The organism is Allobosea sp. GW822-FHT05A11 (genome assembly GCF_058800455.1).
On sequence record NZ_JBXAMI010000004.1, the window covers coordinates 321,108 to 343,161 of the forward strand.

22 protein-coding genes are annotated in these 22,054 nt (G+C 67.6%); 18 read left to right on the forward strand and 4 right to left on the reverse strand.

The genetic code is table 11. The features are described from left to right. The first annotated feature begins 64 nt into the window (after positions 1-64). From AC1RLU_RS15450 to AC1RLU_RS15510, 13 genes are all read left to right on the forward strand, one after another. Positions 65-1,633: an SPOR domain-containing protein gene (locus tag AC1RLU_RS15450; protein WP_492796549.1), complete on the forward strand. Its 1,569-nt coding sequence runs from the start codon at positions 65-67 to the stop codon at positions 1,631-1,633. Between the two features lie 184 nt (positions 1,634-1,817). After that, positions 1,818-2,912: a type 2 periplasmic-binding domain-containing protein gene (locus tag AC1RLU_RS15455; protein ID WP_113584335.1), complete on the forward strand. Its 1,095-nt coding sequence runs from the start codon at positions 1,818-1,820 to the stop codon at positions 2,910-2,912. A 117-nt stretch (positions 2,913-3,029) separates the two neighbouring features. After that, a complete protein-coding gene (gene nagZ, locus AC1RLU_RS15460) occupies positions 3,030-4,040 on the forward strand; it encodes a beta-N-acetylhexosaminidase (RefSeq protein ID WP_492796551.1) in 1,011 nt (336 codons plus the stop codon). A 48-nt stretch (positions 4,041-4,088) separates the two neighbouring features. Continuing rightward, a complete protein-coding gene (locus AC1RLU_RS15465; RefSeq protein WP_492796553.1) occupies positions 4,089-4,916 on the forward strand; it encodes a segregation and condensation protein A in 828 nt (275 codons plus the stop codon). After that, a complete protein-coding gene (gene scpB / locus AC1RLU_RS15470) occupies positions 4,913-5,611 on the forward strand; it encodes an SMC-Scp complex subunit ScpB (protein WP_492796555.1) in 699 nt (232 codons plus the stop codon). Before AC1RLU_RS15465 ends, scpB begins: the two co-directional genes overlap by 4 nt. A gap of 46 nt (positions 5,612-5,657) precedes the next feature. Next, a complete protein-coding gene (locus AC1RLU_RS15475; protein ID WP_244512115.1) occupies positions 5,658-6,764 on the forward strand; it encodes an ABC transporter ATP-binding protein in 1,107 nt (368 codons plus the stop codon). An 81-nt stretch (positions 6,765-6,845) separates the two neighbouring features. After that, positions 6,846-7,091, forward strand: a complete 246-nt coding sequence (locus tag AC1RLU_RS15480; RefSeq protein ID WP_061967485.1) for a twin-arginine translocase TatA/TatE family subunit — start codon at positions 6,846-6,848, stop codon at positions 7,089-7,091. A gap of 47 nt (positions 7,092-7,138) precedes the next feature. After that, positions 7,139-7,828 carry a Sec-independent protein translocase protein TatB gene (gene tatB, locus AC1RLU_RS15485; protein ID WP_492796557.1) on the forward strand — a complete coding sequence of 230 codons (690 nt, stop codon included), beginning with the start codon at positions 7,139-7,141 and terminating at the stop codon, positions 7,826-7,828. Beyond that, positions 7,825-8,637: a twin-arginine translocase subunit TatC gene (tatC, locus tag AC1RLU_RS15490; protein WP_492796559.1), complete on the forward strand. Its 813-nt coding sequence runs from the start codon at positions 7,825-7,827 to the stop codon at positions 8,635-8,637. The genes tatB and tatC overlap by 4 nt, the downstream gene beginning before the upstream one ends. Positions 8,638-8,752: 115 nt before the next feature. Next, complete coding sequence (gene serS, locus AC1RLU_RS15495; protein WP_492796561.1) at positions 8,753-10,054, forward strand: serine--tRNA ligase; 1,302 nt, start codon at positions 8,753-8,755, stop codon at positions 10,052-10,054. Between the two features lie 3 nt (positions 10,055-10,057). Beyond that, positions 10,058-10,819 carry a 5'/3'-nucleotidase SurE gene (surE, locus tag AC1RLU_RS15500; protein ID WP_091861131.1) on the forward strand — a complete coding sequence of 254 codons (762 nt, stop codon included), beginning with the start codon at positions 10,058-10,060 and terminating at the stop codon, positions 10,817-10,819. Positions 10,820-10,838: 19 nt separating this feature from the next. Further along, the gene (locus AC1RLU_RS15505; protein ID WP_061967494.1) at positions 10,839-11,501 is read left to right on the forward strand and encodes a protein-L-isoaspartate O-methyltransferase family protein; all 663 of its coding nucleotides are present in this window, start codon (positions 10,839-10,841) and stop codon (positions 11,499-11,501) included. 244 nt (positions 11,502-11,745) lie between these two features. Next, the gene (locus AC1RLU_RS15510) at positions 11,746-12,975 is read left to right on the forward strand and encodes a peptidoglycan DD-metalloendopeptidase family protein (RefSeq protein WP_492796563.1); all 1,230 of its coding nucleotides are present in this window, start codon (positions 11,746-11,748) and stop codon (positions 12,973-12,975) included. Positions 12,976-13,298: 323 nt separating this feature from the next. Here the strand turns inward: AC1RLU_RS15510 and AC1RLU_RS15515 are convergent, their stop codons facing one another. Next, positions 13,299-14,177, reverse strand: a complete 879-nt coding sequence (locus tag AC1RLU_RS15515; protein ID WP_492796565.1) for an ATP-binding protein — start codon at positions 14,175-14,177, stop codon at positions 13,299-13,301. 339 nt (positions 14,178-14,516) lie between these two features. Here AC1RLU_RS15515 and yajC point away from each other — a divergent pair, with 339 nt between their 5' ends. From yajC to AC1RLU_RS15540, 5 genes are all read left to right on the forward strand, one after another. Continuing rightward, the gene (yajC, locus tag AC1RLU_RS15520) at positions 14,517-14,792 is read left to right on the forward strand and encodes a preprotein translocase subunit YajC (protein ID WP_061968270.1); all 276 of its coding nucleotides are present in this window, start codon (positions 14,517-14,519) and stop codon (positions 14,790-14,792) included. A gap of 62 nt (positions 14,793-14,854) precedes the next feature. Further along, positions 14,855-16,465 (forward strand): protein translocase subunit SecD, encoded by a 1,611-nt coding sequence (secD, locus tag AC1RLU_RS15525; RefSeq protein WP_061967500.1) that lies wholly within the window; start codon positions 14,855-14,857, stop codon positions 16,463-16,465. Positions 16,466-16,498: 33 nt separating this feature from the next. Then, on the forward strand, positions 16,499-17,461 hold the full coding sequence (gene secF / locus AC1RLU_RS15530; RefSeq protein WP_091861456.1) for a protein translocase subunit SecF: 963 nt from the start codon (positions 16,499-16,501) through the stop codon (positions 17,459-17,461). An 8-nt stretch (positions 17,462-17,469) separates the two neighbouring features. After that, complete coding sequence (locus AC1RLU_RS15535) at positions 17,470-17,847, forward strand: Mth938-like domain-containing protein (RefSeq protein ID WP_492796567.1); 378 nt, start codon at positions 17,470-17,472, stop codon at positions 17,845-17,847. Between the two features lie 104 nt (positions 17,848-17,951). After that, positions 17,952-18,839: a phytoene/squalene synthase family protein gene (locus AC1RLU_RS15540; RefSeq protein WP_492796953.1), complete on the forward strand. Its 888-nt coding sequence runs from the start codon at positions 17,952-17,954 to the stop codon at positions 18,837-18,839. Positions 18,840-18,858: 19 nt separating this feature from the next. Here the strand turns inward: AC1RLU_RS15540 and AC1RLU_RS15545 are convergent, their stop codons facing one another. From AC1RLU_RS15545 to AC1RLU_RS15555, 3 genes are all read right to left on the reverse strand, one after another. Then, positions 18,859-20,169, reverse strand: a complete 1,311-nt coding sequence (locus AC1RLU_RS15545) for an MFS transporter (protein WP_492796569.1) — start codon at positions 20,167-20,169, stop codon at positions 18,859-18,861. 123 nt (positions 20,170-20,292) lie between these two features. Beyond that, positions 20,293-21,696 carry a methylenetetrahydrofolate--tRNA-(uracil(54)-C(5))-methyltransferase (FADH(2)-oxidizing) TrmFO gene (gene trmFO, locus AC1RLU_RS15550; RefSeq protein ID WP_113584325.1) on the reverse strand — a complete coding sequence of 468 codons (1,404 nt, stop codon included), beginning with the start codon at positions 21,694-21,696 and terminating at the stop codon, positions 20,293-20,295. 184 nt (positions 21,697-21,880) lie between these two features. Then, a complete protein-coding gene (locus AC1RLU_RS15555) occupies positions 21,881-22,036 on the reverse strand; it encodes a DUF1127 domain-containing protein (RefSeq protein WP_082009515.1) in 156 nt (51 codons plus the stop codon). Between the last annotated feature and the right edge of the window lie 18 nt (positions 22,037-22,054).

A 22,054-nucleotide genomic window follows, 5' to 3' on the forward strand; every position in this document is an offset into this window, starting at 1 on the left:
TGACCGCACAGAGTTCCCGGTTCTTCCATAGGAGGAAGCGGCTTGTGCTGGAATGGATCATACCATGAGTGAGCCAGCTAGGAATCGTTTCGCGCTCGATCTCGAAGATCTCGAGCGCCAGCTGCGCGGAGCAGGGCAGACGCCCCGCCCGGGGCAGCAGGCCGATCCGCTTGCGGAACTGACCCGCATCGTCGGGCAGGAAGATCCGCTCAAGGACATTTTCGCCGAGCGGCGCCCGCCGCCGCGCCCTGCGCCGCGCCAGGAGCCGAGCTTCGAGGTCGTTCCGCAGCAGCCGGCGCCGGCCGCGCCCGAAATGAGCGCGCCTCCTGCCGAAATGCGCGGCGCGCTCGACGAGTTCGAGGCGCTGCTGCGACGCACCGAGCCGAAGCGGGCGGAAGCTGCGCCTCCGCCTGCGCCCCCGACCCAGCCTGCTCCCCAGGATGATTTCGAGCCCGATTTCGATCTGCCGGAGCCGCTGCCCTATGCGCGCCCGGCCGTGCTTCAGGGTGCTGCCCCGCCGCGCGACCTCGACCAGGGCGCGCCGTACCGTCCGGCGCCGGCCGCCTATGCGCCGGAAGAGCCTGCCTATGACTATGGCCACGCCCAGCAGGGCATGCCGGCGCCGGAATACGGCGAAGACGACATGCCCGACCTGGAGCCACGTCGTTCGCGCAAGGGGCTCTGGGCTGCGGCAGCGGTCATCGCCGTCGGCCTCGTCGGCGTCGGCGCTGCGTTCACGTGGCGCGGCGGCTCCGTCTCGAAGGATGGTCAGCCGCCGGTGATCGCGGCCGATGCCGGGCCGGTCAAGGTCGAGCCGGTCAATCCGGGCGGCGCGGAGATCCCGAACCAGAACAAGCAGATCTACGATCGCAATCCTGACGCCCCACCGGCGCAGAGCAAGGTCGTGAACAACGAGGAGCAGCCGATCGATGTCCAGCAGGCGGCCCGCTCGATGCCGCCGCGCGTGGTCGTGCCCGGCCCGACCTCCGGTGCCGGAACGGCACTCGCCGCGGCTCCGGGCGCGCCCGAGCGCAGCATCACTCCGCTGGAGCCGGCCCTGACGCCGACCCCGCCGGTGCCGGGCCTCGGCGAGCCGCGCAAGGTTCGTACCGTCTCGATCCGTCCCGACGGTACGCCGGCACAGAACCCGATCGCCGTCGACAGCAACCAGCCGATCGCGACCGGCTCGGCGCCTACCCGCTCGCTCGCCAGCCTGGCGGCGCAGCCGGCGCCGCGCCCCGCACCGGCTGCCGCGGCACCGAAGGTTCAGGAACGGGCGACGACGCCGCCGGCCGCGACCACGCCTGCCGCGCCGACCCGTCTCGCCAGCGCTGCTCCGGACGCCGTGCCGCCGGCTCCGGCGACCGCGGCCGTCCGCGCCGGCACCGGCGACTTCGTCGTGCAGCTCGGCGCGCCGGGCAGCGATGCCGAAGCCCGCGCCACCTTCGCGGCGCTGCAGCGCAAGTATCCGCAACAGCTCACCGGGCAGTCGCCGATCATCCGCAAGACCGAGCTCGCGGGGGGCAAGACCGTCTTCCGCCTGCGCGTCGGGCCTTATTCCCGCGAGGATGCGACCTCGATGTGCACGCAGCTCCAGGCTGCCGGCGGACAGTGCTTCATCGCCAAGAACTGATCCGAACGATCAGCGTCGGATATCAGCGGCGGCACCCGGTGGGTGCCGCCGTTTTCATTTGAATCGGACGCATGACAGGGTGTGACGCCACGCTTGTTTCATGCGTTGGGCCGTGCGAGTAGCCTCCCCAACAACGAGTGGTCTGTTCCAAGAGGGCAGGCTGGCCGAACGCTGGAGGTAACCCATGGATCGCCGCAAGTTCGTCAAGGTCGCTGCCGCCGGCGCGGCGGGAAGCGCTGCCATCGCCGCGCCCGCCATCGCGCAGTCGCAGCCCAAGATCAATTGGCGCCTGACCTCCAGCTACCCGAAGAGCCTCGACACTCTGTTCGGCATCTCGACCCATGTCGCGAAGCGCGTGGCCGAGGCGACCGACAACAACTTCCAGATCCAGGTCTTCGCGCCGGGCGAGATCGTGCCGGCCCTGCAGGCGCTCGACGCGGTGCAGAACGGCACCGTCGAGTGCAGCCACACGCTGGCGAGCTTCTATATCGGCAAGGACCCGGCCTTCGCCTTCGAGACCTCGCTGCCCTTCGGCTTCAATGCCCGCCAGCAGAATGCCTGGCTCTACCAGGGCGGCGGCCTCGAGCTCTGCCGGGCCTTCATGAAGGGCTTCAACGTCCACACGATTCCCTCGGGCAATACCGGCGCGCAGATGGGCGGCTGGTTCCGCAAGGAGATCAAGTCGCTGGAGGACCTGAAGGGCCTGAAGTTCCGCATCGCCGGCCTCGGTGGCCGGATCATGGCGCGTCTCGGCGTCGTGCCGCAGACGATCGGCGGCGCCGACATCTACCCGGCGCTGGAGCGTGGCACGCTCGATGCCGTCGAGTTCTCCGGTCCCTATGACGACGAGAAGCTCGGCTTCGCGAAGGTCGCCAAATACTACTACTACCCCGGCTTCTGGGAGGGGAACGCCAATGTCAGCTTCCTCGCCAACCAGGACAAGTGGAACGAGCTGCCGGCTTCCTACAAGGCGATCGTCGAGGCCGCCTGCGCCGAGGCCAACATGAACTGCCTGGCCAAGTACGACCACAACAATCCCGACGCGCTGATTCGCCTCGCCGGCACCGGCGCGGAGCTGCGTCCCTTCCCGCAGGAGGTGATGGCGGCGGCGTTCAAGGAGGCCTTCGCCATGTATGGCGAGCTCGCCGCCAGCAATGCCAACTTCAAGACCTTCTACGATTCCTTCCTGCCGTACTGGAAGAAGGAGCAGCTCTGGTTTCGCATCGCCGAGCTGCCCTTCGACGCGTTCAACGCGCAGAACTACCAGCAGGTGAAGTGAGTTTACACGCGGGCGCGGATCGTTCTTGACCGCGCCCGTGGCACATTTTGCTTTCTCGCATCGGCCTAGTCCGAAAACCGCATTTGCCTTTTCAGGCCGATGCCGTAACCCGATGTCATGACATCGCGCGCCTTCATTGCCGGCTGCCTCGGCACGAGCCTCACTGCGGACGAGCGGGCCTTCTTCCGCGACGCCCGGCCCTGGGGCTTCATCGTCTTCAAGCGCAATACGCAGTCGCCCGAGCAGGTCGCGGCACTGACCGCGGAGATGCGCGAGACTGTCGGCTGGCACGCGCCGATCCTGATCGATCAGGAGGGCGGGCGTGTCCAACGCATGGGGCCGCCGAACTGGCCGAAATATTCGTCGGCCCGCGCCTTCCTGACAATCAACGATCCCATCCGCCAACGCGAGATTGTCCGTCTCTCGGCCCGCCTGATGGCACACGACCTGAGACAAGTCGGCATCGATGTCGACTGCCTGCCGGTGCTCGACGTGCCTGTCGCCGGCAGCCACGACGTGATCGGCGATCGCGCCTATGCCCACGACCCCGATCATGTCGCACGGCTCGGCCGGGCGGCCGCCGAGGGACTGATCGCGGGCGGCGTGCTGCCGGTGGTCAAGCATATGCCCGGCCATGGTCGCGCGCGAGCCGACAGCCATCATGATCTGCCGATCGTCGATGCCTCGCTGGACGAGCTCCGGGCGCATGATTTCCGGCCGTTCCGACATCTCGCCGATATGCCACTGGCGATGACGGCGCATCTCGTCTTCACCGCGCTCGACGCCAAGAACCCGGCGACCATCTCCCGCAAGATCGTGCGCGAGATCATGCGCGGCGAACTCGGCTTCGACGGCCTGATCATGACCGACGACATCTCGATGAAGGCGCTGTCGGGCTCGTTCGAGGCCAAGTCGCGGGCCGCGATCCGGGCCGGCGTCGATGTCATCCTGCATTGCCACGGCATCATGGATGAGATGATCGCTGTCGCCGGTGCCGTGCCGGAGATGACGGGCGCGCGTGCGCGCCGCGCCGCCGCTGCGCTGGGCCGCATCCGGCACGAGCCGGAGCCGGTCGATCTGGAGGCCGTGCGCGCCGAGATCGCGAGCGCGCTTGCGTTGAGCGCCTGAACGGCCGAATCTGCATCTCCGGGGATGACAGGTGGGGCAGGGCCTTCGATGACGGCCGAGTTGCCATTCGAGGAAGACCGCACCGAGCGCGCGGGCGAGCCTTCGCTCGTCGTCGATGTCGACGGCTATGAAGGGCCGCTCGACCTGCTGCTCGATCTCGCGCGCCGGCAGAAGGTCGATCTGCACCGCATCTCGATCCTGGCTCTTGCCGAGCAATATCTCGCCTTCGTCGAGGAGGCGCGGGCGCTGCGGCTCGAGCTCGCCGCCGATTATCTCGTGATGGCGGCCTGGCTCGCCTATCTCAAGTCACGCCTGCTGCTGCCGGAGCCACCCAAGGGCGAGGAGCCGAGCGCGGCCGACCTTGCGACCGCGCTCGCCTTGCGCCTGCGCCGGCTAGAGGCGATCCGCGCTGCCGCGAACAAGCTTTCCGCCCGCGAGCGGCTGGGGCAGGACGTGTTCGCCCGCGGTGCGCCTGAGGAGATCGTGGCTGGCGCCCGGCCGGTCTGGGAGGCCGAGCTCTACGACCTGCTCGCAGCCTATGCCCAACAGCGGCAGAAGCGGGTGCAGGGCCATATCTCGGTCGGGCACCGCGTCGTCTGGTCCCTGGTCGAGGCGCGCGAGGCCCTGCAGCGGCTGGTCGGCGAGGCCGGCGACTGGACGGAGCTCGACAGCTATCTGACGCGGTACATGGCTTCGCACGGCCTGCCCGTGCGGGAGATGCGGGCGACGGTGCAGGCCTCTGCGCTGTCGGCGATGCTCGAGATGGTGAGGGAAGGGGTCCTCGACCTCAGGCAGGACAATGCCTTCGCGCCGATCGAGGTGCGCCGCCGCTCGGCCAGGCCGGAAGGGCTGCCCTTCGCCAAGGACGCTTCATGACCGGGGCGTCGGTCGAACCCGAGGATGCCGAGGCCGATGGCGGGGCGGAAGCCTTTTCGCAGGCTGTTCGCGTGGTCGAGGCCTTGCTCTTCGCCTCGGCCACGCCGCTGACCGCCGAGGTGCTCGGCCGGGCGATCCCCGCCGGTATCGTGATCGAACAGGTGCTGGCCGGGCTCGTCGAGAGCTACGCGCTGCGCGGGGTCAATCTGCGCCAGGTCGCCGGTGGCTGGGCCTTCAGGACGGCGCCGGACCTCGGCTATCTCCTCGCGGCCGAGGCCGAGCCTCCGAGGCGCCTGTCGCGGGCGGCGCTCGAAGTGCTGTCGATCATCGCCTATCACCAGCCGGTGACGCGGGCCGAGATCGAGGAGATTCGTGGCGTCGCTACCGCCAAGGGCACGCTCGACATCCTGCTGGAGGCGGGCTGGGTCCGCCTGCGCGGACGGCGGCGCTCGCCGGGCCGTCCGATCACCTACGGCACGACGCCGGGCTTCCTCGACCATTTCGGGCTCGACCGCATCGACGACCTGCCGGGGCTGGAGGAATTGAAAGGCACGGGCTTCATCGAAGGGCGCCTGACGCGCGACCTTGCGGTGCCGGTGCCCGACGACGATCCGTCCTTGCGTGACGACGAGGACCCGCTCGGCGATCTGTTCAGCCCGCTTGACGACGGCGAGGGCGGACCGCAACAGGGGTAAGGACCCGGCCGCCGGCCGGGGTGGAATGGCCGGAGCGGTATCGACCTTGGCGGAAACCAAATCAGGATGGCTCGGCTGGGGCCGGCGCGGCACGGCCGGCGCGGCGATCCCGATGGCGCTCGGCTTCGAGAACGTGACGCAGCGCTTCGGCGCGGTGACGGCGTTGTCGCATGTCTCGCTCTCCGTCAAACCCGGCGAGATCGTCGCGCTTCTCGGCCAGTCCGGCTGCGGCAAGACGACGCTGCTCAGGCTCGCCGCCGGGGTCGAGCGGCCGAGCGCGGGGCGCGTCCTGCTGGAAGGACGCGATGTCTCCAACCCTGATCGCTTCATCGAACCCGAGCATCGCGGCGTCGGTTTCGTCTTCCAGGACTATGCGCTGTTTCCGCATCTTTCCGTGCGCGACAATGTCCGCTTCGGGCTGCGCGGCCAGGCACCTGCTGCTGCCGATGCGACCGCCTTGCGGGCGCTGGGACGGGTCGGGCTCGCGGAACTCGCCGATTCCTATCCGCATATGCTCTCGGGCGGCGAGCAGCAGCGCGTGGCGCTGGCGCGCGCGATCGCGCCGCGGCCGGGCGTGCTGCTGATGGACGAGCCCTTCTCCAATCTCGACCGGCGCCTGCGCGACGTGGTGCGCGACGAGACCGCTGCGCTGCTGGAGGAGACCGGCGCCACCTCGATCATCGTCACGCATGATCCGGAGGACGCGATGCGCATAGCCGACCGGATCGTGCTGATGCGGGCAGGGCGGATCGTCCAGGTCGGCACGGGCGAGGAGCTTTACCGACAGCCCGGCAGCCTCTTTGCCGCCCGATTTTTCTGCGATCTAACCGAGGTCGAGGGCCGGGTTTCCGACGGTGCGGTCGATACGCCGTTCGGCCGCTTCGCGGCACCGGGCATCGCGGAGGGAATGATGGCGGTCGCCTGCATCCGGCCGCATCGCGTCCGCATCGTGCCGAAGGGGTATTATCTGCGCGGACGGTTGACCGGCCGGCGCTTCCTCGGGGAGGCCGACCATCTGCAGGTGATGGTGGACGGCTTCGATCGGGCCTTGTCGGTTCGCGCGCCGCTCTCCGGCGAGATCGCGGTGGGCGACGAAATCGGGGTCGAGATTCCGTCGGACGAAGTCCTTGTGTTTCCGGCCGCGGATCAATAGGTTCCGCCGCCGAACGATCGACCGGACAAGGATTTGGTTGGGGCCATTCCCCGGTCGACGCAATTTCGGAGGAGTTTCGCCATGGGTGGCGTGAGCATTTGGCACTGGATCGTCGTCGGCGTCATCGTGATGCTGCTGTTTGGACGCGGCAAGGTTTCCGAGTTGATGGGCGACGTCGCCAAGGGCATCAAATCGTTCAAGAAGGGCATGGCCGAGGATGACGAGGCGACGCCGACCGCGACGAACGTCGATCCCAAGGTGATCGACCAGACGAAGGCCGACAACGCTGCCGCCCAGGCCCAGGCCAAGGCCGAGCACAAGGCCTGATGCCGCTGCACCCCTTTGGGGTGTAGGCTTGAGAGGACGAGCCGTCGATGTTCGACATCGCCTGGAGCGAGATGGTGCTGATCGGAGCGGTAGCGCTCGTGGTGATCGGCCCGAAGGACCTGCCCAAAGCCCTGCGTACCGTCGGTCAGACGGTTGCCCGGGTGCGACGCATGGCGTCGGAATTCCAGGGGCAGTTCAATGAGGCGATGCGCGAGGCCGAACTCTCCGACCTGAAGAAGCAGGTCGAGGATGTCGGCGGGTCGGTGTCGAGCGCGCTCAACAGCGACTTCAAGCCGATCGATTCCCTCAAGGACTTCGAAACCCCGAAGCCTGACGAGGCTGCGCTGAAGGAGGCCGAGGCCAAGCTCGCCGCGCTGCCGCAGCCCGAGCCGCTGCCGCCCGTCCAGATCGAGACGCCGAAGCCCGCCGACAAGCCGAAGCGGGCGCGCAAGACCACGGCCGAGCCGGCTGTGCCGATCGTCGAGGCGCCGGTCGCTCCGGTTGCGGTGGTCGAGCCGAGCCCGGTGAAGCCTGCCCGCAAGCGCAGCGCCAAGGCTGCCGAAGGGCCGGCCGCCGTCGAAGCACCGGCTCCAGCGCCTGTCGCAACCGTGCCGACCAAGCCTCCGAAGGCTGCCGCTGCTGCACGCAAGCCTAAGCTCGCTGCTGCCCCGACTGAGCCCGCCAAGCCTGCCGCCCGCAAGCGCAAGACCGCCAAGGGCGAGGAGAATTCCGCATGAGCGTCGCCAATCCTCGTGCGGGCGAGGACGAGATCGAGGCCTCGCGCGCGCCGCTCATCGAGCATCTGGTCGAATTGCGCTCTCGCCTGATCAAGTCGCTGATCGCCTTCCTGATCATGTTCTTCATCTGCTTCGGCTTCTCGACCCAGATCTACAACATTCTGGTGCTGCCCTATGTCTGGGCCGCCGGCAGCGCCGCCAATGCGCAGTTGATCTATACCGGCCCGCTCGAACTGCTCTTCACCCATATCAAGGTGGCGGCCTTCGGCGCCGGCTTCTTCGCCTTTCCGGTAATCGCGACGCAGATCTACAAGTTTGTGGCGCCCGGCCTCTACAAGAACGAGAAGGCCGCCTTCGCGCCTTATCTGATCGCGACGCCGGTGTTCTTCACGCTCGGCGCCACGCTGGTGTTCTTCTTCGCCATGCCGGTGCTGATGAAGTTCTCGCTCGGCATGCAGCAGGCCGCGACCGAGACCCAGGCCGGCATAGCGCTCCTGCCGAAGGTCAGCGAATATCTCTCGCTGATCATGACGCTGATCTTCGCCTTCGGCATCGCCTTCCAGCTACCGGTGATCCTGACGCTGCTCGGGCAGGCCGGCATCATCGATTCGAAGTTTCTCAAGGAAAAGCGCCGCTACGCCATCGTCTTCGTCTTCGTCGTGGCGGCGGTGCTGACGCCGCCGGACGTGATCTCGCAGCTGATGCTCGCGATCCCGATGATGCTGCTCTACGAGCTCTCGGTGTTCTCGGTGCGCCGGGTCGAGAAGAAGAGCGAAGCGGCGAAGGCCGGAGAGGACGCGGCGGAGTAGTCTATCTCCGCCCGGATTGACGGCGGAGATGGCGACAACGGTGGTTCCCTCGCGCGCGATCCCGGTCTAGAGCATCCATCGCTGCATTCCGCAGCGATGGCATGGCCGGACGACGATGTACGACATCAGATGGATTCGCGAGAACGCCGCGGCGTTCGACAAGGGGCTTGAACGCAGGGGCCTGGCGCCGCTGTCGTCCTCGCTGCTCGAACTCGATGATGTCCGCCGCTCGTCGATCGCCAAGGCGCAGGCCACGCAGGAGCGCCGCAACGCGCTCTCCAAGGAGATCGGCAAGGCGATGGGCGCGAAGGATGCCGCGCTCGCCGACACGCTGAAGGCCGAGGTCGCAGCGCTCAAGGAGCAGCAGCCGGCGCTGGAGGCCGAGGAGAAGGCCGCCAAGGACGCGCTCGACGAGAAGCTCGCGGCGATCCCGAACGCGCCCTTCGACGACGTGCCGGATGGCGCCGACGAGCATGGCAATGTCGTGCTGCATGTCCATGGCGTGAAGCCCGAGGAGCGCGGGCTGCTCAAGGGCGTCAACGCCCCCAAGCAGCATTTCGAGCTGGGCGAGGCGCTCGGCCAGATGGATTTCGAGAAGGCGGCCAAGCTCTCCGGCTCGCGCTTCGTCGTGCTGCAAAGCCAGATCGCGCGGCTGTCGCGGGCGATCGGGCAGTTCATGCTCGACACGCACACGGAGGAGCACGGCTATACCGAGGTCAATCCGCCGCTGCTGGTGCGCGACGATGCGATGTTCGGCACGGCGCAATTGCCGAAGTTCCGTGAGGACCAGTTCCGCGCCGGTGAGGACCATTGGCTGATCCCGACGGCCGAGGTGCCGCTGACCAATCTCGCAAGGGAATCAATCCTCTCCGAGGAGGAACTGCCGCTTCGATTCACCGCGCTCACGCCCTGCTTCCGGTCGGAAGCGGGCTCGGCCGGGCGCGATACCCGCGGCATGCTGCGCCAGCACCAGTTCGAGAAGGTCGAGCTCGTCTCGATCACGGCGCCCGAGAAATCGCGCGAAGAGCATGAGCGCATGCTCGCCTGTGCCGAGGCCGTGCTGAAGAAGCTCGACCTGCATTATCGCGTGATGACTTTGTGCACCGGCGACATGGGCTTCGCTTCACAGAAGACCTGGGACATCGAGGCCTGGCTGCCCGGCCAGAAGACCTATCGCGAGATCTCGTCCTGCTCTGTCTGCGGCGATTTCCAGGCGCGGCGGATGAACGCCCGCTACAAGACGAAGGACGGCAAGGGGCCGTTCTTCGTGCACACCCTCAACGGCTCGGGCACGGCGGTCGGCCGCGCGCTGATCGCGGTGATGGAGAACTACCAGAACGCCGACGGCTCGATCACCGTGCCCGACGTGCTGGTGCCCTATATGCGCGGCGTGACGCGGATCGAGAAGGCGGCCTGAGACATGCGTATCCTCGTCACCAATGATGACGGCATCCATGCCGAGGGCCTGGCCGTGCTGGAGCGCATCGCGCGCCAGCTCTCCGACGATGTCTGGGTCGTGGCGCCCGAGACCGACCAATCAGGTGTCGCCCATTCACTGTCGCTGTCCAATCCGCTGCGCCTGCGCCAGATCGAGGAGAAGCGCTTCGCGGTGCAGGGCACGCCGACTGATTGCGTGATCATGGCGGTGCGCGCCGTCATGAAGGAGGCGCGGCCCGATCTCGTGCTCTCCGGCGTCAACCGGGGCTCGAACGTCGCCGAGGACGTGACCTATTCCGGCACCATCGCCGCCGCCATGGAAGGCACGCTGCTCGGCGTGCCCTCGATCGCGGTGAGCCAGGCCTATATGCCGGGCAATCGCGATTCGATCCGCTGGGACTGCGCCGAAAGCCACGCGCCGGGCATCATCCGGCGCCTGCTGGAGGAGGGCATTCCGGAGGGCGTGCTGTTCAACCTCAACTTCCCCAATGCCGGGCCGGACGAGGTCGAGGGCGTCGCCGTCACGGTGCAGGGGCGGCGCGACCAGGAGATCGTGCAGCTCGAACCGCGCAAGGACGGCCGCGGCAATCCCTATTACTGGATCGCCTTCCAGCGCAGCGGCAAGGAGCCGGCCAACGGCACCGACCTGAAGGCGCTGGCGGAGAAGCGCATCTCGATCACGCCGCTGGAACTCGACCTGACGCATGAGCCGACGCTGACGCGCTTCGCGCGGCTGTTCGCCTGAGCGGGAAGCGGGGAGGGGCATGAGCGAGGACGCGCCGGCCAGCGAAGGCGAGCGTACCGTCGCCTTCCTGCTTTCGCTCCGCGCACGGGGCGTGCGCGATCTCGCGTTGCTGCGCGCGATGGAGCGGGTGCCGCGGGACCGCTTCGCGCCGGCGCGCTTCGCCGATCTCGCCCGGCAGGACGTGTCCGTGCCGCTGCCTTGCGGCCAGACGATGACGGCTCCGCACACCGTCGCCAACCTGCTCGTGGCGCTCGACATGCAGCCGGGCGCACGCGTGCTCGAAGTCGGGACCGGCTCGGGCTACGTCTCGGCCCTGCTCGCCGCCATGGGAGGCGAGGTCGTTTCGCTGGAGCGTTATCGCTCGCTGGCATTGGCTGCGCATGAGCGCGTCTCCGATAGCGGCTTCGGCGGAGCCGTCGACCTGCGCCATGCCGACGGGTTCCAGCCCGACCGAACGCTCGGCCGCTTCGACCGCATTCTCGTCAACGGCGTCACCCAGGCGGTGCCCGAGGCACTGCTGGCGCGACTCTCGCCCGGTGGGCGCCTGGTCGGTGCGCTGCGCGTCGAGGGCGCGGCGCGGCGGGTGGTGGTCACCCATCTCGATGATGGACAGTTCGACCATGCGACCGGGCCGGTCCTGCGCCTGCCGCCGCTGATTCCGGGCCGCTCGCGCGCCTTGTGAGACCGCCGCCATGCCAATGGCGTCTATGCGGGCCATTTGAAAAATCCAAAAAAATGAAGACGGCGGGCTGAGCGAAACGCTTTCGTAACCTCAACGGGACTTTAATCTCCGTCATCGAGTTGCGTCGTTCGCGAGTACTCAGTTCATGCGTAGCCAAGCCGGATCGATCAATCCCCGCACCCTTCGTCGGTTGTCGACGGTGTGCCTGTTCGCTCTCAGCGTCAGTGCATGCTCGTCGGACGCGATGCGTTTCACCGACACGCCCTTCGACAGTCCGTTCAAGTCGGCCCAGGCTCCGACGCCTTTCCGCGATCCGGCCACCACCGGCTCGATCGGGCGGGTGGCGAGCGCGCCGCTGCAGCCGGCCAATCCCGCGCCCGTCGTCCGGTCGCAGCCGCTGCCGCCGCCGCAATCGGCCGTCGCGCTGAATGCCGCGCCGCCGCAGGCCGTCTCGGGCAGTGCTGCCGGCTGGTCCGCGCAGGGCGGTACGCCGGTCGTGCTCGCCCAGGGCGAGTCCCTCGATACGATCTCGTCGCGCTACGGCGTGCCGCGCGCCGCGATCATGTCGGCGAACGGGCTGAGCAACGCGAATGTCGCTCCCGGCACGCGGATCACCATTCCCGTCTATAACGCGGCTGCTTCAGCGGCTCCCGCTCGTCAGGTTGCCCAGGCTCCGGCCGAGACCCAGCGCTTCGTTGCCGGGCCGTCTGCCGCCACGCGCTCCTCTTCGCCGGCCGCCGATTCCAGGGCGCAGGCCAGGGCCGCCGCCGAGGAGAAGGCCAGTGCCGCCGCGGAAGCCCGGGCGAAAGCCACGGCCGACGCCCAGGCCATGAAGGAATCGCGCGCCCGCTTCGCCGCCGAGGCCAAGGCCAAGGCGGCTGCCCGCAAGACCGCGGCTCTGCCGACGCCTGCCGCCAAGCCTGCTGCCACGGTCGCCGCCGTGAAGCCGGTGCCCGAGGCGAAGCCGGCCAAGCCTGTCGTCGTGGCCAGCGCACCTGCGGCCGAGCCGAAGGCGAGCGCGATCCCCCGGTCCGAGCCCGTCGCCGAGCCGAAGACCACCGCCAGCATTCCGAAGCAGGAGACCGAGGCGACCTCTGCGTCCGACAAGGCGGATTTCCGCTGGCCCGCTCGTGGCCGCGTGATCTCCGGCTATAGCGGCAAGGGTGGCAACGAAGGCATCAATATCGCGGTTCCCGAGGGCACGCCGATCAAGGCGGCCGAGGGCGGCACGGTCGCCTATGCCGGCAGCGAGCTGAAGGGCTACGGCAATCTCGTCCTGATCCGCCACCCGAACGGCTATGTCTCGGCCTATGCCCATAACGGCGAGCTCAAGGTGAAGCGCGGCGACGCCGTCAAGCGCGGCCAGGTCGTCGCCAGCTCGGGCCAGACCGGCAATGTCTCCTCGCCGCAGCTGCATTTCGAGCTGCGCAAGGGCTCTGCCCCGGTCGATCCGACGCCTTATCTGAACAACTGAGCTGCGGACGACGTTTCAGCCTTCGATCGGTTCCGCGAGACCCTCCCGATCGAAAAGAACGGGGCTGCCCTAGAAAAGGGCGGCCCCGTTTTTCGTTTGTTCCCTGCGGAGGGCGGGCAGGGGCCGGGTGCGAGGCAGCAGAGCTGCGCAGTTGTCATTCCGGGGCGCGCCGCAGGCGCGAACCCGGAACCCACGACTGGGCGGACCATGCGACGCTGCGTTATCGGTGGCTCACCCAGTCGTGGGTTCCGGGTTCTTCGCTGTGCGAAGCCCCGGAATGACAAGGTGATTGGCGCAAGGCCGTTGCGAGCGCCTCCGTCTCGTCAGCTCTCCAGCTTCCGACCCAGCCGGCCTGCCAGATCCTGGATGTACTGCCAGGCGGTGCGGCCGGAGCGCGAGCCGCGCGTCGTCGACCACTCCAGCGCGTCACGGCGCAGCTCGTCGGCAGCGACGTTCAGACCGAAATGGCCGGCATAGCCGTTGATCATCTCGAGATACTCGTCCTGGCTGCATTTGTGGAAGCCGAGCCACAGACCGAATCGGTCCGAGAGCGAAACCTTCTCCTCGATCGCCTCGCCCGGATTGATCGAGGTCGAGCGCTCGTTGTCCATCATGTCGCGCGGCAGCAGGTGGCGGCGATTCGAGGTGGCATAGAACACGACATTGTCCGGTCGCCCTTCGACGCCGCCGTCGAGCACCGCCTTCAACGACTTGTAGGAGGTGTCGTCGCTGTCGAAGGACAGATCGTCGCAGAAGACGATGGCGCGGTGCGGATCGTTGCGCAGCTGGCTCATCAGCGCCGGCAGGCTCTCGATGTCCTCGCGGTGGATTTCGATCAGCTTCAGCGGCAGCATTTCCCTGGCGAGGCGCTGGTTGGTGTCGGCATGAACCGCCTTGACCAGCGAGGACTTGCCCATGCCGCGTGCGCCCCAGAGCAGCACGTTGTTGGCCGGCAGGCCTTTGGCAAAGCGCTCGGTATTCTCGGCCAGCGTGTCACGCACGCGATCGACGCCGCGCAAAAGCGAGAGCCCGACGCGGTTGACCTTCGGCACCGGCACGAGCTCCGAACCCGCCGCCTGCCAGACGAAGGCGTCGGCGGCCTTGAGGTCGGCGGGCTTGCGCCGGGGCGGGGCGATGCGCTCCAGGGCATCGGCGATGCGCAGCAGCGTGGCCAGCGTCTGGTCGGGAGCGGTCGTGGTCATGGCATCCGTGCCTTCGTTTCGTGCCGTTGAACCGTACCGTACCGTCCGGTACGGTTCTTGCCGCTAGCTAAACCACGCCGTGGATCGCGCGCAAGGGGCATTGCGCGAATGGCGGCCAACCCATAGGTGAGGGGCTGCGTGCGGGCGACCGGGCGCGTCCGATTGATTTCACGGCGTTGCTGGCTATAGTCCGCGCGATTTTCCGGCCGGGCGATGGTTTTGCCGCGTCTTTCTGTCTAGAGACCTGCGGTCGGCGGCGTGCCGCCGCCGTACCAGAGGAGTGTATTCGTGATCACCCCCGCTTTCGCCCAGGCGACAGGAGCCGGTGGCGGCACCGACATGCTGATCCAGCTCGTGCCGTTCCTGCTGATCTTCGTCATCATGTGGTTCCTGATCATCCGGCCGCAGCAGCGCCGGGCGAAGAGCCATCAGGAGCTGATCAAGAACGTGCGCCGCGGCGACACGGTCGTCACCTCGGGCGGCATGATCGCGAAGGTCTCGAAGGTCGTCGACGACGGCGAGCTGGAAGTCGAGATCGCCGACGGCGTGCGCGTGCGCATCGTGCGCGGCATGATCCAGGACGTCCGCTCCAAGAGCGAGCCGGTCAAGAACTGAGAATGCCACGGTCAGGCTCCGCTTGCGGAGCCTGAGCCACGACAACAAGGCTGTTCACGCAGATGCTTCGTCTCCAGGCCCGCAAGGTCATCCTCGTCCTGCTCGTGCTGTTCGTCGGCTGCGGGCTCGCCGTGCCGAACCTCTTGTCGCCTGAGACGCGCAAGGCCATCGAAACCAACGCGCCGTCCTGGATTCCGCGCGCATTGCTGCCGATCCATGCGGTGGTGCTCGGCCTTGATTTGCAGGGCGGCTCCCACGTCCTGCTGGAAATCGACCGGGCCGAGTTGGTGCGCAGCCAGGTCGTCCAGCTGCGCGATGACGTTCGCCGCATCCTGCGCGAGGAGCGCGCCGCACCCCAGGGCGGCATCCAGACGACGCCCCGCGGCGTACAGGTCCGGGTTCCCGATGCAGCCGAGCGCGGGCGCGTTCTGCCCAAGCTGCGTGAGCTCGCCCAGCCGATCGGCACGCTCGGCGCCTTCGGCCCCTCCGGCAACCAGTCGATCATCATTGCCGAGCAGCCCGACGGGCTGATCCAGCTCACGGTCACGGAAGCCGGCTCCAACGAGCGCATCCGCCGCGCCGTCGAGCAGGCGATGGAAGTGCTGCGCCGGCGCGTCGACGCGCTCGGCACGACCGAGCCGAACATCCAGCGCCAGGGGCTCGACCGCATCCTGGTGCAGGTGCCGGGCCTGCAGGACCCGCAGAAGCTGAAGGATATCCTCGGCCAGACCGCGAAGCTCGAATTCCGCCTCGTCGGCGACGCCAACAGCGCCGATATCGACATGCTGCCGTCGCAGGATGCGGGCGGCCAGATGGTGCCGGTCCTGCGCCAGCCCTCGGTCGAGGGCGCCGACCTGATCGACGCGCAGCCGGCCTTCGATTCGCGCTCGGGCACGCCGATCGTCAATTTCCGCTTCAACATTCGCGGCGCCCAGCGCTTCGGCCAGATCACCACCGAAAATCTCGGCCGCCCGCTGGCGATCGTGCTCGACAACAAGGTGATCTCGTCACCGGTGATCCAGTCGCCGATCACGGGCGGCTCCGGCCAGATTTCCGGCAACTTCACGGTCGAGCAGGTCAATAACCTGGCGATCCTGCTGCGCGCCGGCGCGCTGCCCGCCCGGATGACGATTGTCGAAGAGCGTACCGTCGGCCCCGGCCTCGGCGCCGACTCGATCCAGGCCGGCAAGATGGCGACCCTGATCGCGACCGTGCTGGTGGTGATCTACATGCTGGCGACCTATGGCATCTTCGGCATGATCGCGAGCATCGCGCTGCTCGTCCATGTCGGCCTGATCTTCGGCCTGATGTCCTTCCTCGGCGCGACGATGACGCTGCCCGGCATCGCCGGCATCGTGCTGACCATCGGCACCGCGGTCGACTCGAACGTGCTGATCTACGAGCGCATGCGCGAGGAGGAGCATCAAGGGCGCAGCCTCGTCTCGGCGCTCGAAGCGGGCTTCCAGCGCGCCTTCGCCACGATCATCGACTCCAACGTCACCATGCTGATCGCGGCCGTGGCGCTGTTCTCGCTCGGTTCCGGCCCGGTTCGCGGCTTCGCGGTCGTCTTCATCCTCGGCATCCTCACCACCGTCATCACGGCGGTGACGCTGACCCGGATGCTGATCGCGATCTGGTACCGCTGGGCCAAGCCCAAGCACCTCCCGTTCTGACGCTGCCAACCCCTCAGGAGATTGGCCATGCGCATGCGCCTGCTTCGTATCGTTCCCGACAACACCAAGTTCAAATTCGTCTGGTTCCGTCGCTTCAGCTATCCGCTGTCGGCTGCCTATTCGATTCTCGTCCTCGTGCTGTTCCTGACGGTCGGTCTGAATTTCGGCATCGACTTCAAGGGCGGCACCCTGATCGAGATGCAGACGAAGGGACAGGCCGTCGACATCGCCCAGATCCGCCATACCGCCAACGGGCTCGGCTTCGGCGAGGCCGAGGTGCAGGAATTCGGCTCGGGCGGCGAAGTCTCGATGCGCTTCGGCATGCAGCCGGGCGGCGAGACGGCGCAGCAGGCGGTCGTCGTGAAGGCGCGCGAGGCTTTTGCCTCCAGTTATGACTTCCGCCGCGTCGAGACAGTCGGTCCGCGCGTCTCGGGCGAACTGGTGCAGGCCGGCACGCTCGGCGTCGTCCTCGCGATCGTCGGCGTGCTGATCTATCTCTGGTTCCGCTTCGAGATGCCGCTGGCGATCGGCGCGATCCTCGGCACGCTGCACGACATCGTGCTGACCATCGGCTTCTTCCTGATCACGCAGCTTGAGTTCAACCTGACCTCGATCGCGGCGATCCTGACCATCGTCGGCTATTCGCTGAACGAGACGGTCGTGGTGTTCGATCGTACGCGCGAATTGCTGCGCCGCTACAAGACCATGCCGGTGGCCGAGCTGCTCGACCTCTCGGTGAACTCGACGCTGTCGCGCACGGCCATGACGGCGACCACGACCTTCCTGTCGCTGCTGGCGCTCGTGCTGTTCGGCGGTACGGCGATCGAGGGCTTCGCGCTGGTCATGCTGTTCGGCGTCGTGGTCTGCACCTATTCGGCGATGTTCATCTCGACGCCGGTGCTGCTCTACATGGACGTCCGCTCGGCCGGCGCCCGTGAGGAAGCGCAGGAGGCGGCGCGCGTCGCCAAGGCTTCCGCTGCCAAGGCCAAGGCCTGATCGCGGCCGTGCCCCGCTTCGAGGGCTTCGTTCCCGGCCGTTTCCCGCTCGACGCCATCGGCGCGGGCGGATTCCGCTTCGCCGAGATGAGCCACAAGGGCTCGATTATCGCGACGCCGATCGGCATCCGCATCTGGCCGGTGACGCGCTTTTCCGAGGTGACGATCGAGAGCCTGCAACCGGTGCTCGACGAGGCCGGCGCGATCGATTTCCTGCTGATCGGCACAGGCGCGGATATCGCCTTCATTCCGCCCGCTCTGCGTGATCCGCTGAAACAGGCCGGGATCGCCGTCGAAGGCATGGCGACCGGGGCGGCGGCGCGGACCTACAATGTTCTGGTGGGCGAGGACCGGCGCGTGGCTGCGGCTTTGATCGCGGTCGACTGACGGATGGCGATTCGGGAAACCGGGCATGCCGACGACGCGTAGCGGGGGCAGGGCGCTTGCCCTAGATTGAAGGCGGCCACATGACGACGGGCCGAGGCGGAACGATGCCGCAGACCGATACCGACGACCGCAGGGATATCGCGCCGGCGCGCCTGCCGGAGGCTTATGCCCATTGCGCGGAGCTCGTCCGTGAACAGGATCAGGATCGGTATATCGCTGGTCTCTACGCGCCCGAGGACCGCCGGGCGGCACTCTATGCGCTCTATGCCTTCAGCCTCGAGATCGCGCGGGTCCGGGCACTGGTGAGCGAGCCGCTGCCGGGCGAGGTCCGGCTGCAATGGTGGCGCGACGTGCTCGAAGGTCAGGCAGGCGGCGAGACGCAAGGACATCCGGTCGCCGCGGCCCTGCTCGACACGGTCAAACGCTATCGCCTGCCCGTCGCGCCGCTGACGGCGCTGATCGATGCGCGCATCTTCGATCTCTACGACGATCCGATGCCGTCGCTGCGCGACCTGGAAGGTTATGCCGGCGAGACGGCGAGCGCGGTGATCCGGCTGGCCTGCATCATCCTCGCCGGTGGGCGCGACCCCGGCGGCGCGACGGCCTGCGGCCATGCCGGCGTCGCCTATGCGCTGACCGGGCTGATGCGTGCCTTTCCCTGGCATGCGGCCGAGGGGCAGGTCTATCTGCCGGCGGATATCCTCGCCCGCAACGGCGTGACGCGCGACGACATCGTGCGCGGGCGCGGCGGGCCGGGCGTGCTCTATACGCTGAAGGAATTGCGCGAGATCGCGCGCGGGCACCTGAAGAAGCTCAGCAGCCTGAGTGAGTCGATTCCGTCCGGGCTGAAGCCGGCCTTCCTGCCGGTGGCGCTGGTCGAGCCCTATCTCAAGCGGATGGAGGTCGGGGGATACGACCCCTACCGCACCATCATCACCCTGCCGGCCTGGCGCCGGCAGTGGGTATTGTGGCGGGCGTCGCGGTCCCGCTGACCGCGACGCCTTCGGCCTGTCAGACGTGGACCGAGCGGCTCCGGATGATCAGGATCGCCGCGATCGAGAGCACGCAGCAGCCGATGATGTAGAGCGCGACATAGGTCGGCCGGCCGCCGGCAGCGCCGACCAGCGCCTGCGCGATGAAGGGCGTCGGACCGGCGACGAGCACGCCGTTAAGTTCCCGCGACATCGCCAGCCCCGAGAAGCGGTAGCGCGTCGGGAACAGGTTCGTCAGGAAAGCGCCCTGTGCGCCCGAGGTCGAGCCGAAGCCGAGGCCGTAGCCGAGCGCGATGCCGATCGTGCACCAGAGCAGGCTGCCGGTGTCGAACAGCCAGAACAGCGGGAAGGCGAAGACACCGATCACCAGCGAGCCGAAGATATAGACCGCTGCCGCGCCGACCTTGTCGGCCAGCGCGCCCATGAAGCCGACGCCGACGATGCCGAAGAGCGAGCCGATGGTGACGGCGATCAGCGCGTCCGTCCGGCTCATGCCGACCGTGTTGATCATGTAGCTCAGCGAGAAGGCGCTGAGGATATAGGCGTTGGCGTTGTGGGCGGTCACCGACAGGAAGCCGAACAGCACCTCCTTCGGGCTTTCCCGGAAGAGCTGGCCGAGCGGGACCGACTGCTCGTGCCTGCGCTCCTCGGCACGGGCCATCGCCTCGACATATTCCGGCGTCTCGTCGAGATGCTTGCGGATATAGAGCGCGACGAAGAACAGCACACCGGAAAGCAGGAACGGCACGCGCCAGGCCCAGCCGAGCAGGGTCTGTTCCGGCAGATAGGAGATCGCGAGGAAAGACAGCGTCGCCAGCATGATGCCGACGAGCGTCGCGGCATTCGGCAGGCCGGTATAGAAGGCGCGCTTGTTGGCCGGTGCGTATTCGGCCACCAGCACGATGGCGCCGGCGAGCTCGGCGCCGGCGCCGAAGCCCTGGATCAGTCGCATCAGCACCAGCAGGACCGGCGCCATGATGCCGATCGTCTCATAGGTCGGCAGCAGGCCCATCAGCACGGTGGCGAGGCCCATCAGCGTGATGGTCAGGATCAGCGCCGGCTTGCGGCCGAACTTGTCGCCGATATGCGAGATCACGATGCCGCCGACGGGCCGGGCGAAATAGCCGACGGCGAAGGTCGCGAAGGCGGCGAGCACGCCGGTCGTCGGCGAGAGATTGGGGAAGAACAGCTTGTTGATGATCAGGCCGGACGCCGCGCCATAGAGGGCGTAGTCGTACCATTCGATCACGGTGCCGACCGTCGCCGCCGTCACTGCCTTGCGGATATTCGCCTGGCTTGCGCCGCCGGCTGTTGCTGTCGTGGTTGCCATGGTTCCTGGGGCCTCCGGATTCTTGTCGGAGACCTGTAATCGACAATCGCAGCTCGGCCCATGCGCAGAGAGCTTGGCTTCTATGCGATGGTCCTTCCGGCAACCGTTCTGTGCATGGCGCGATCAGCCCGCGCTGGCTTCCGGAGCGGTGGCCCAGCGCTCCATCTCGGCCTTGGCACGGGCCGTCAGGGCCTGCTTGCGGGCGACGGTCTTGGCCGGGCCTTTCAGGCGCTTGCCATCGGGGCCGGTGGTCGCGACGCCTTCGATCGGCGGGAACAGGCCGAAATTGATGTTCATCGGCTGGAAGGAGCGCGGTCCCTCGTCGATGGTGACGATGTGGCCGCCGGTGATGTGGTTGACCAGCGCGCCGAGTGCCGTCGTCGCAGGCGGCAGCGACAGCTCCTGGCCGAGACGCTCGGCGGCGGCCATGCGGCCGGCGAGCAAGCCGGTGGCGGCGCTCTCGACATAGCCTTCGCAACCGGTGATCTGGCCGGCGAAGCGCAGGCGCTGGTCGGCCTTGAGGCGCAGACGGCCATCGAGCAGATTCGGCGAGTTCAGGTAGGTGTTGCGGTGGATGCCGCCGAGCCGCGCGAATTCGGCGTTCTGCAGGCCGGGAATCATCCGGAAGATCGCAGCCTGCTCGCCATATTTCAGCTTGGTCTGGAAACCGGTCATGTTGAACAGGGTGCCGAGCGCATTGTCCTGGCGGAGCTGCACCACGGCATAGGCCTTCACCGTCGGGTTATGCTTGTTGGTCAGGCCGACCGGCTTCATCGGTCCCCAGCGCAAGGTCTCGCGGCCGCGCTCGGCCATGACCTCGATCGGCAGGCAGCCGTCGAAATAGGGCGTGCCCTCCCATTCCTTGAACTCGGTCTTCTCGGCGGCGAGCAGCGCGTCGATGAAGGCCTCGTACTGGTCGCGGTCGAGCGGGCAGTTGATGTAGTCGGCGCCGGTGCCGCCGGGGCCGGCCTTGTCGTAGCGCGACTGGAACCAGGCCTGATCCATGTCGACCGAATCGAAATGCACGATCGGGGCGATGGCGTCGAAGAAGGCGAGCGCGCCCTCGCCGGTCAGCGATTGCAGGCCCTCGGCCAAAGCCGGCGAGGTCAGAGGGCCGGTGGCGATGATGACGTTGTTCCATTCGGCCGGGGGGAGGCCGGCGATCTCGCCGCGATCGATGGTGACGAGCGGGTGGGCTTCAAGCGCAGCGGTGACGGCCTGCGAGAAGCCGTCGCGATCCACCGCGAGCGCGCCGCCTGCGGGCACCTGATGGGCATCGCCCTTGGCCATGATCAGCGAGTTCAGCCGGCGCATCTCCCAATGGAGCTGGCCGACGGCATTGCTGGAGGAATCGTCGGAGCGGAAGGAGTTCGAGCAGACGAGCTCGGCAAGCCCCTCGGTCTTGTGGGCGTCAGTGCCGCGGACGGGGCGCATCTCGTGGATGACGACGGGGACGCCGGCCTCGGCGATCTGCCAGGCGGCTTCGGAGCCGGCGAGACCGCCGCCGATGATGTGAACGGGTTCCATGGCTGGGATGTGTCCGCAGCCGGGGCGCAGGTCAAGGGACAGGCGGCCTGAAATGCAAAATGCCCGCCGTGAGGCGGGCATTCGCTCTTCGACCGAAGCTCGAGGGGAGGGGAATCACGAGCCTCAGGAGAAACTACACGGAACGCGCCGCGCCCGATGCGCGGCGGTTCTCATTCTCAAGCCTTCAGGCCGCGGCGTGCGAACGCGCGATGAAGGAGATCTCCGAGCGCGACAGGCCGAGATCGTCGAGCTCGCGGTCGGTCAGACGGGAGAGCTCGCGAACGGTCTCGCGATAGCGGAGGTAGGCGCGGATTTTAGCGGCGATCATGGTGACGAACATGGTGGTCTTCCTTGCGAG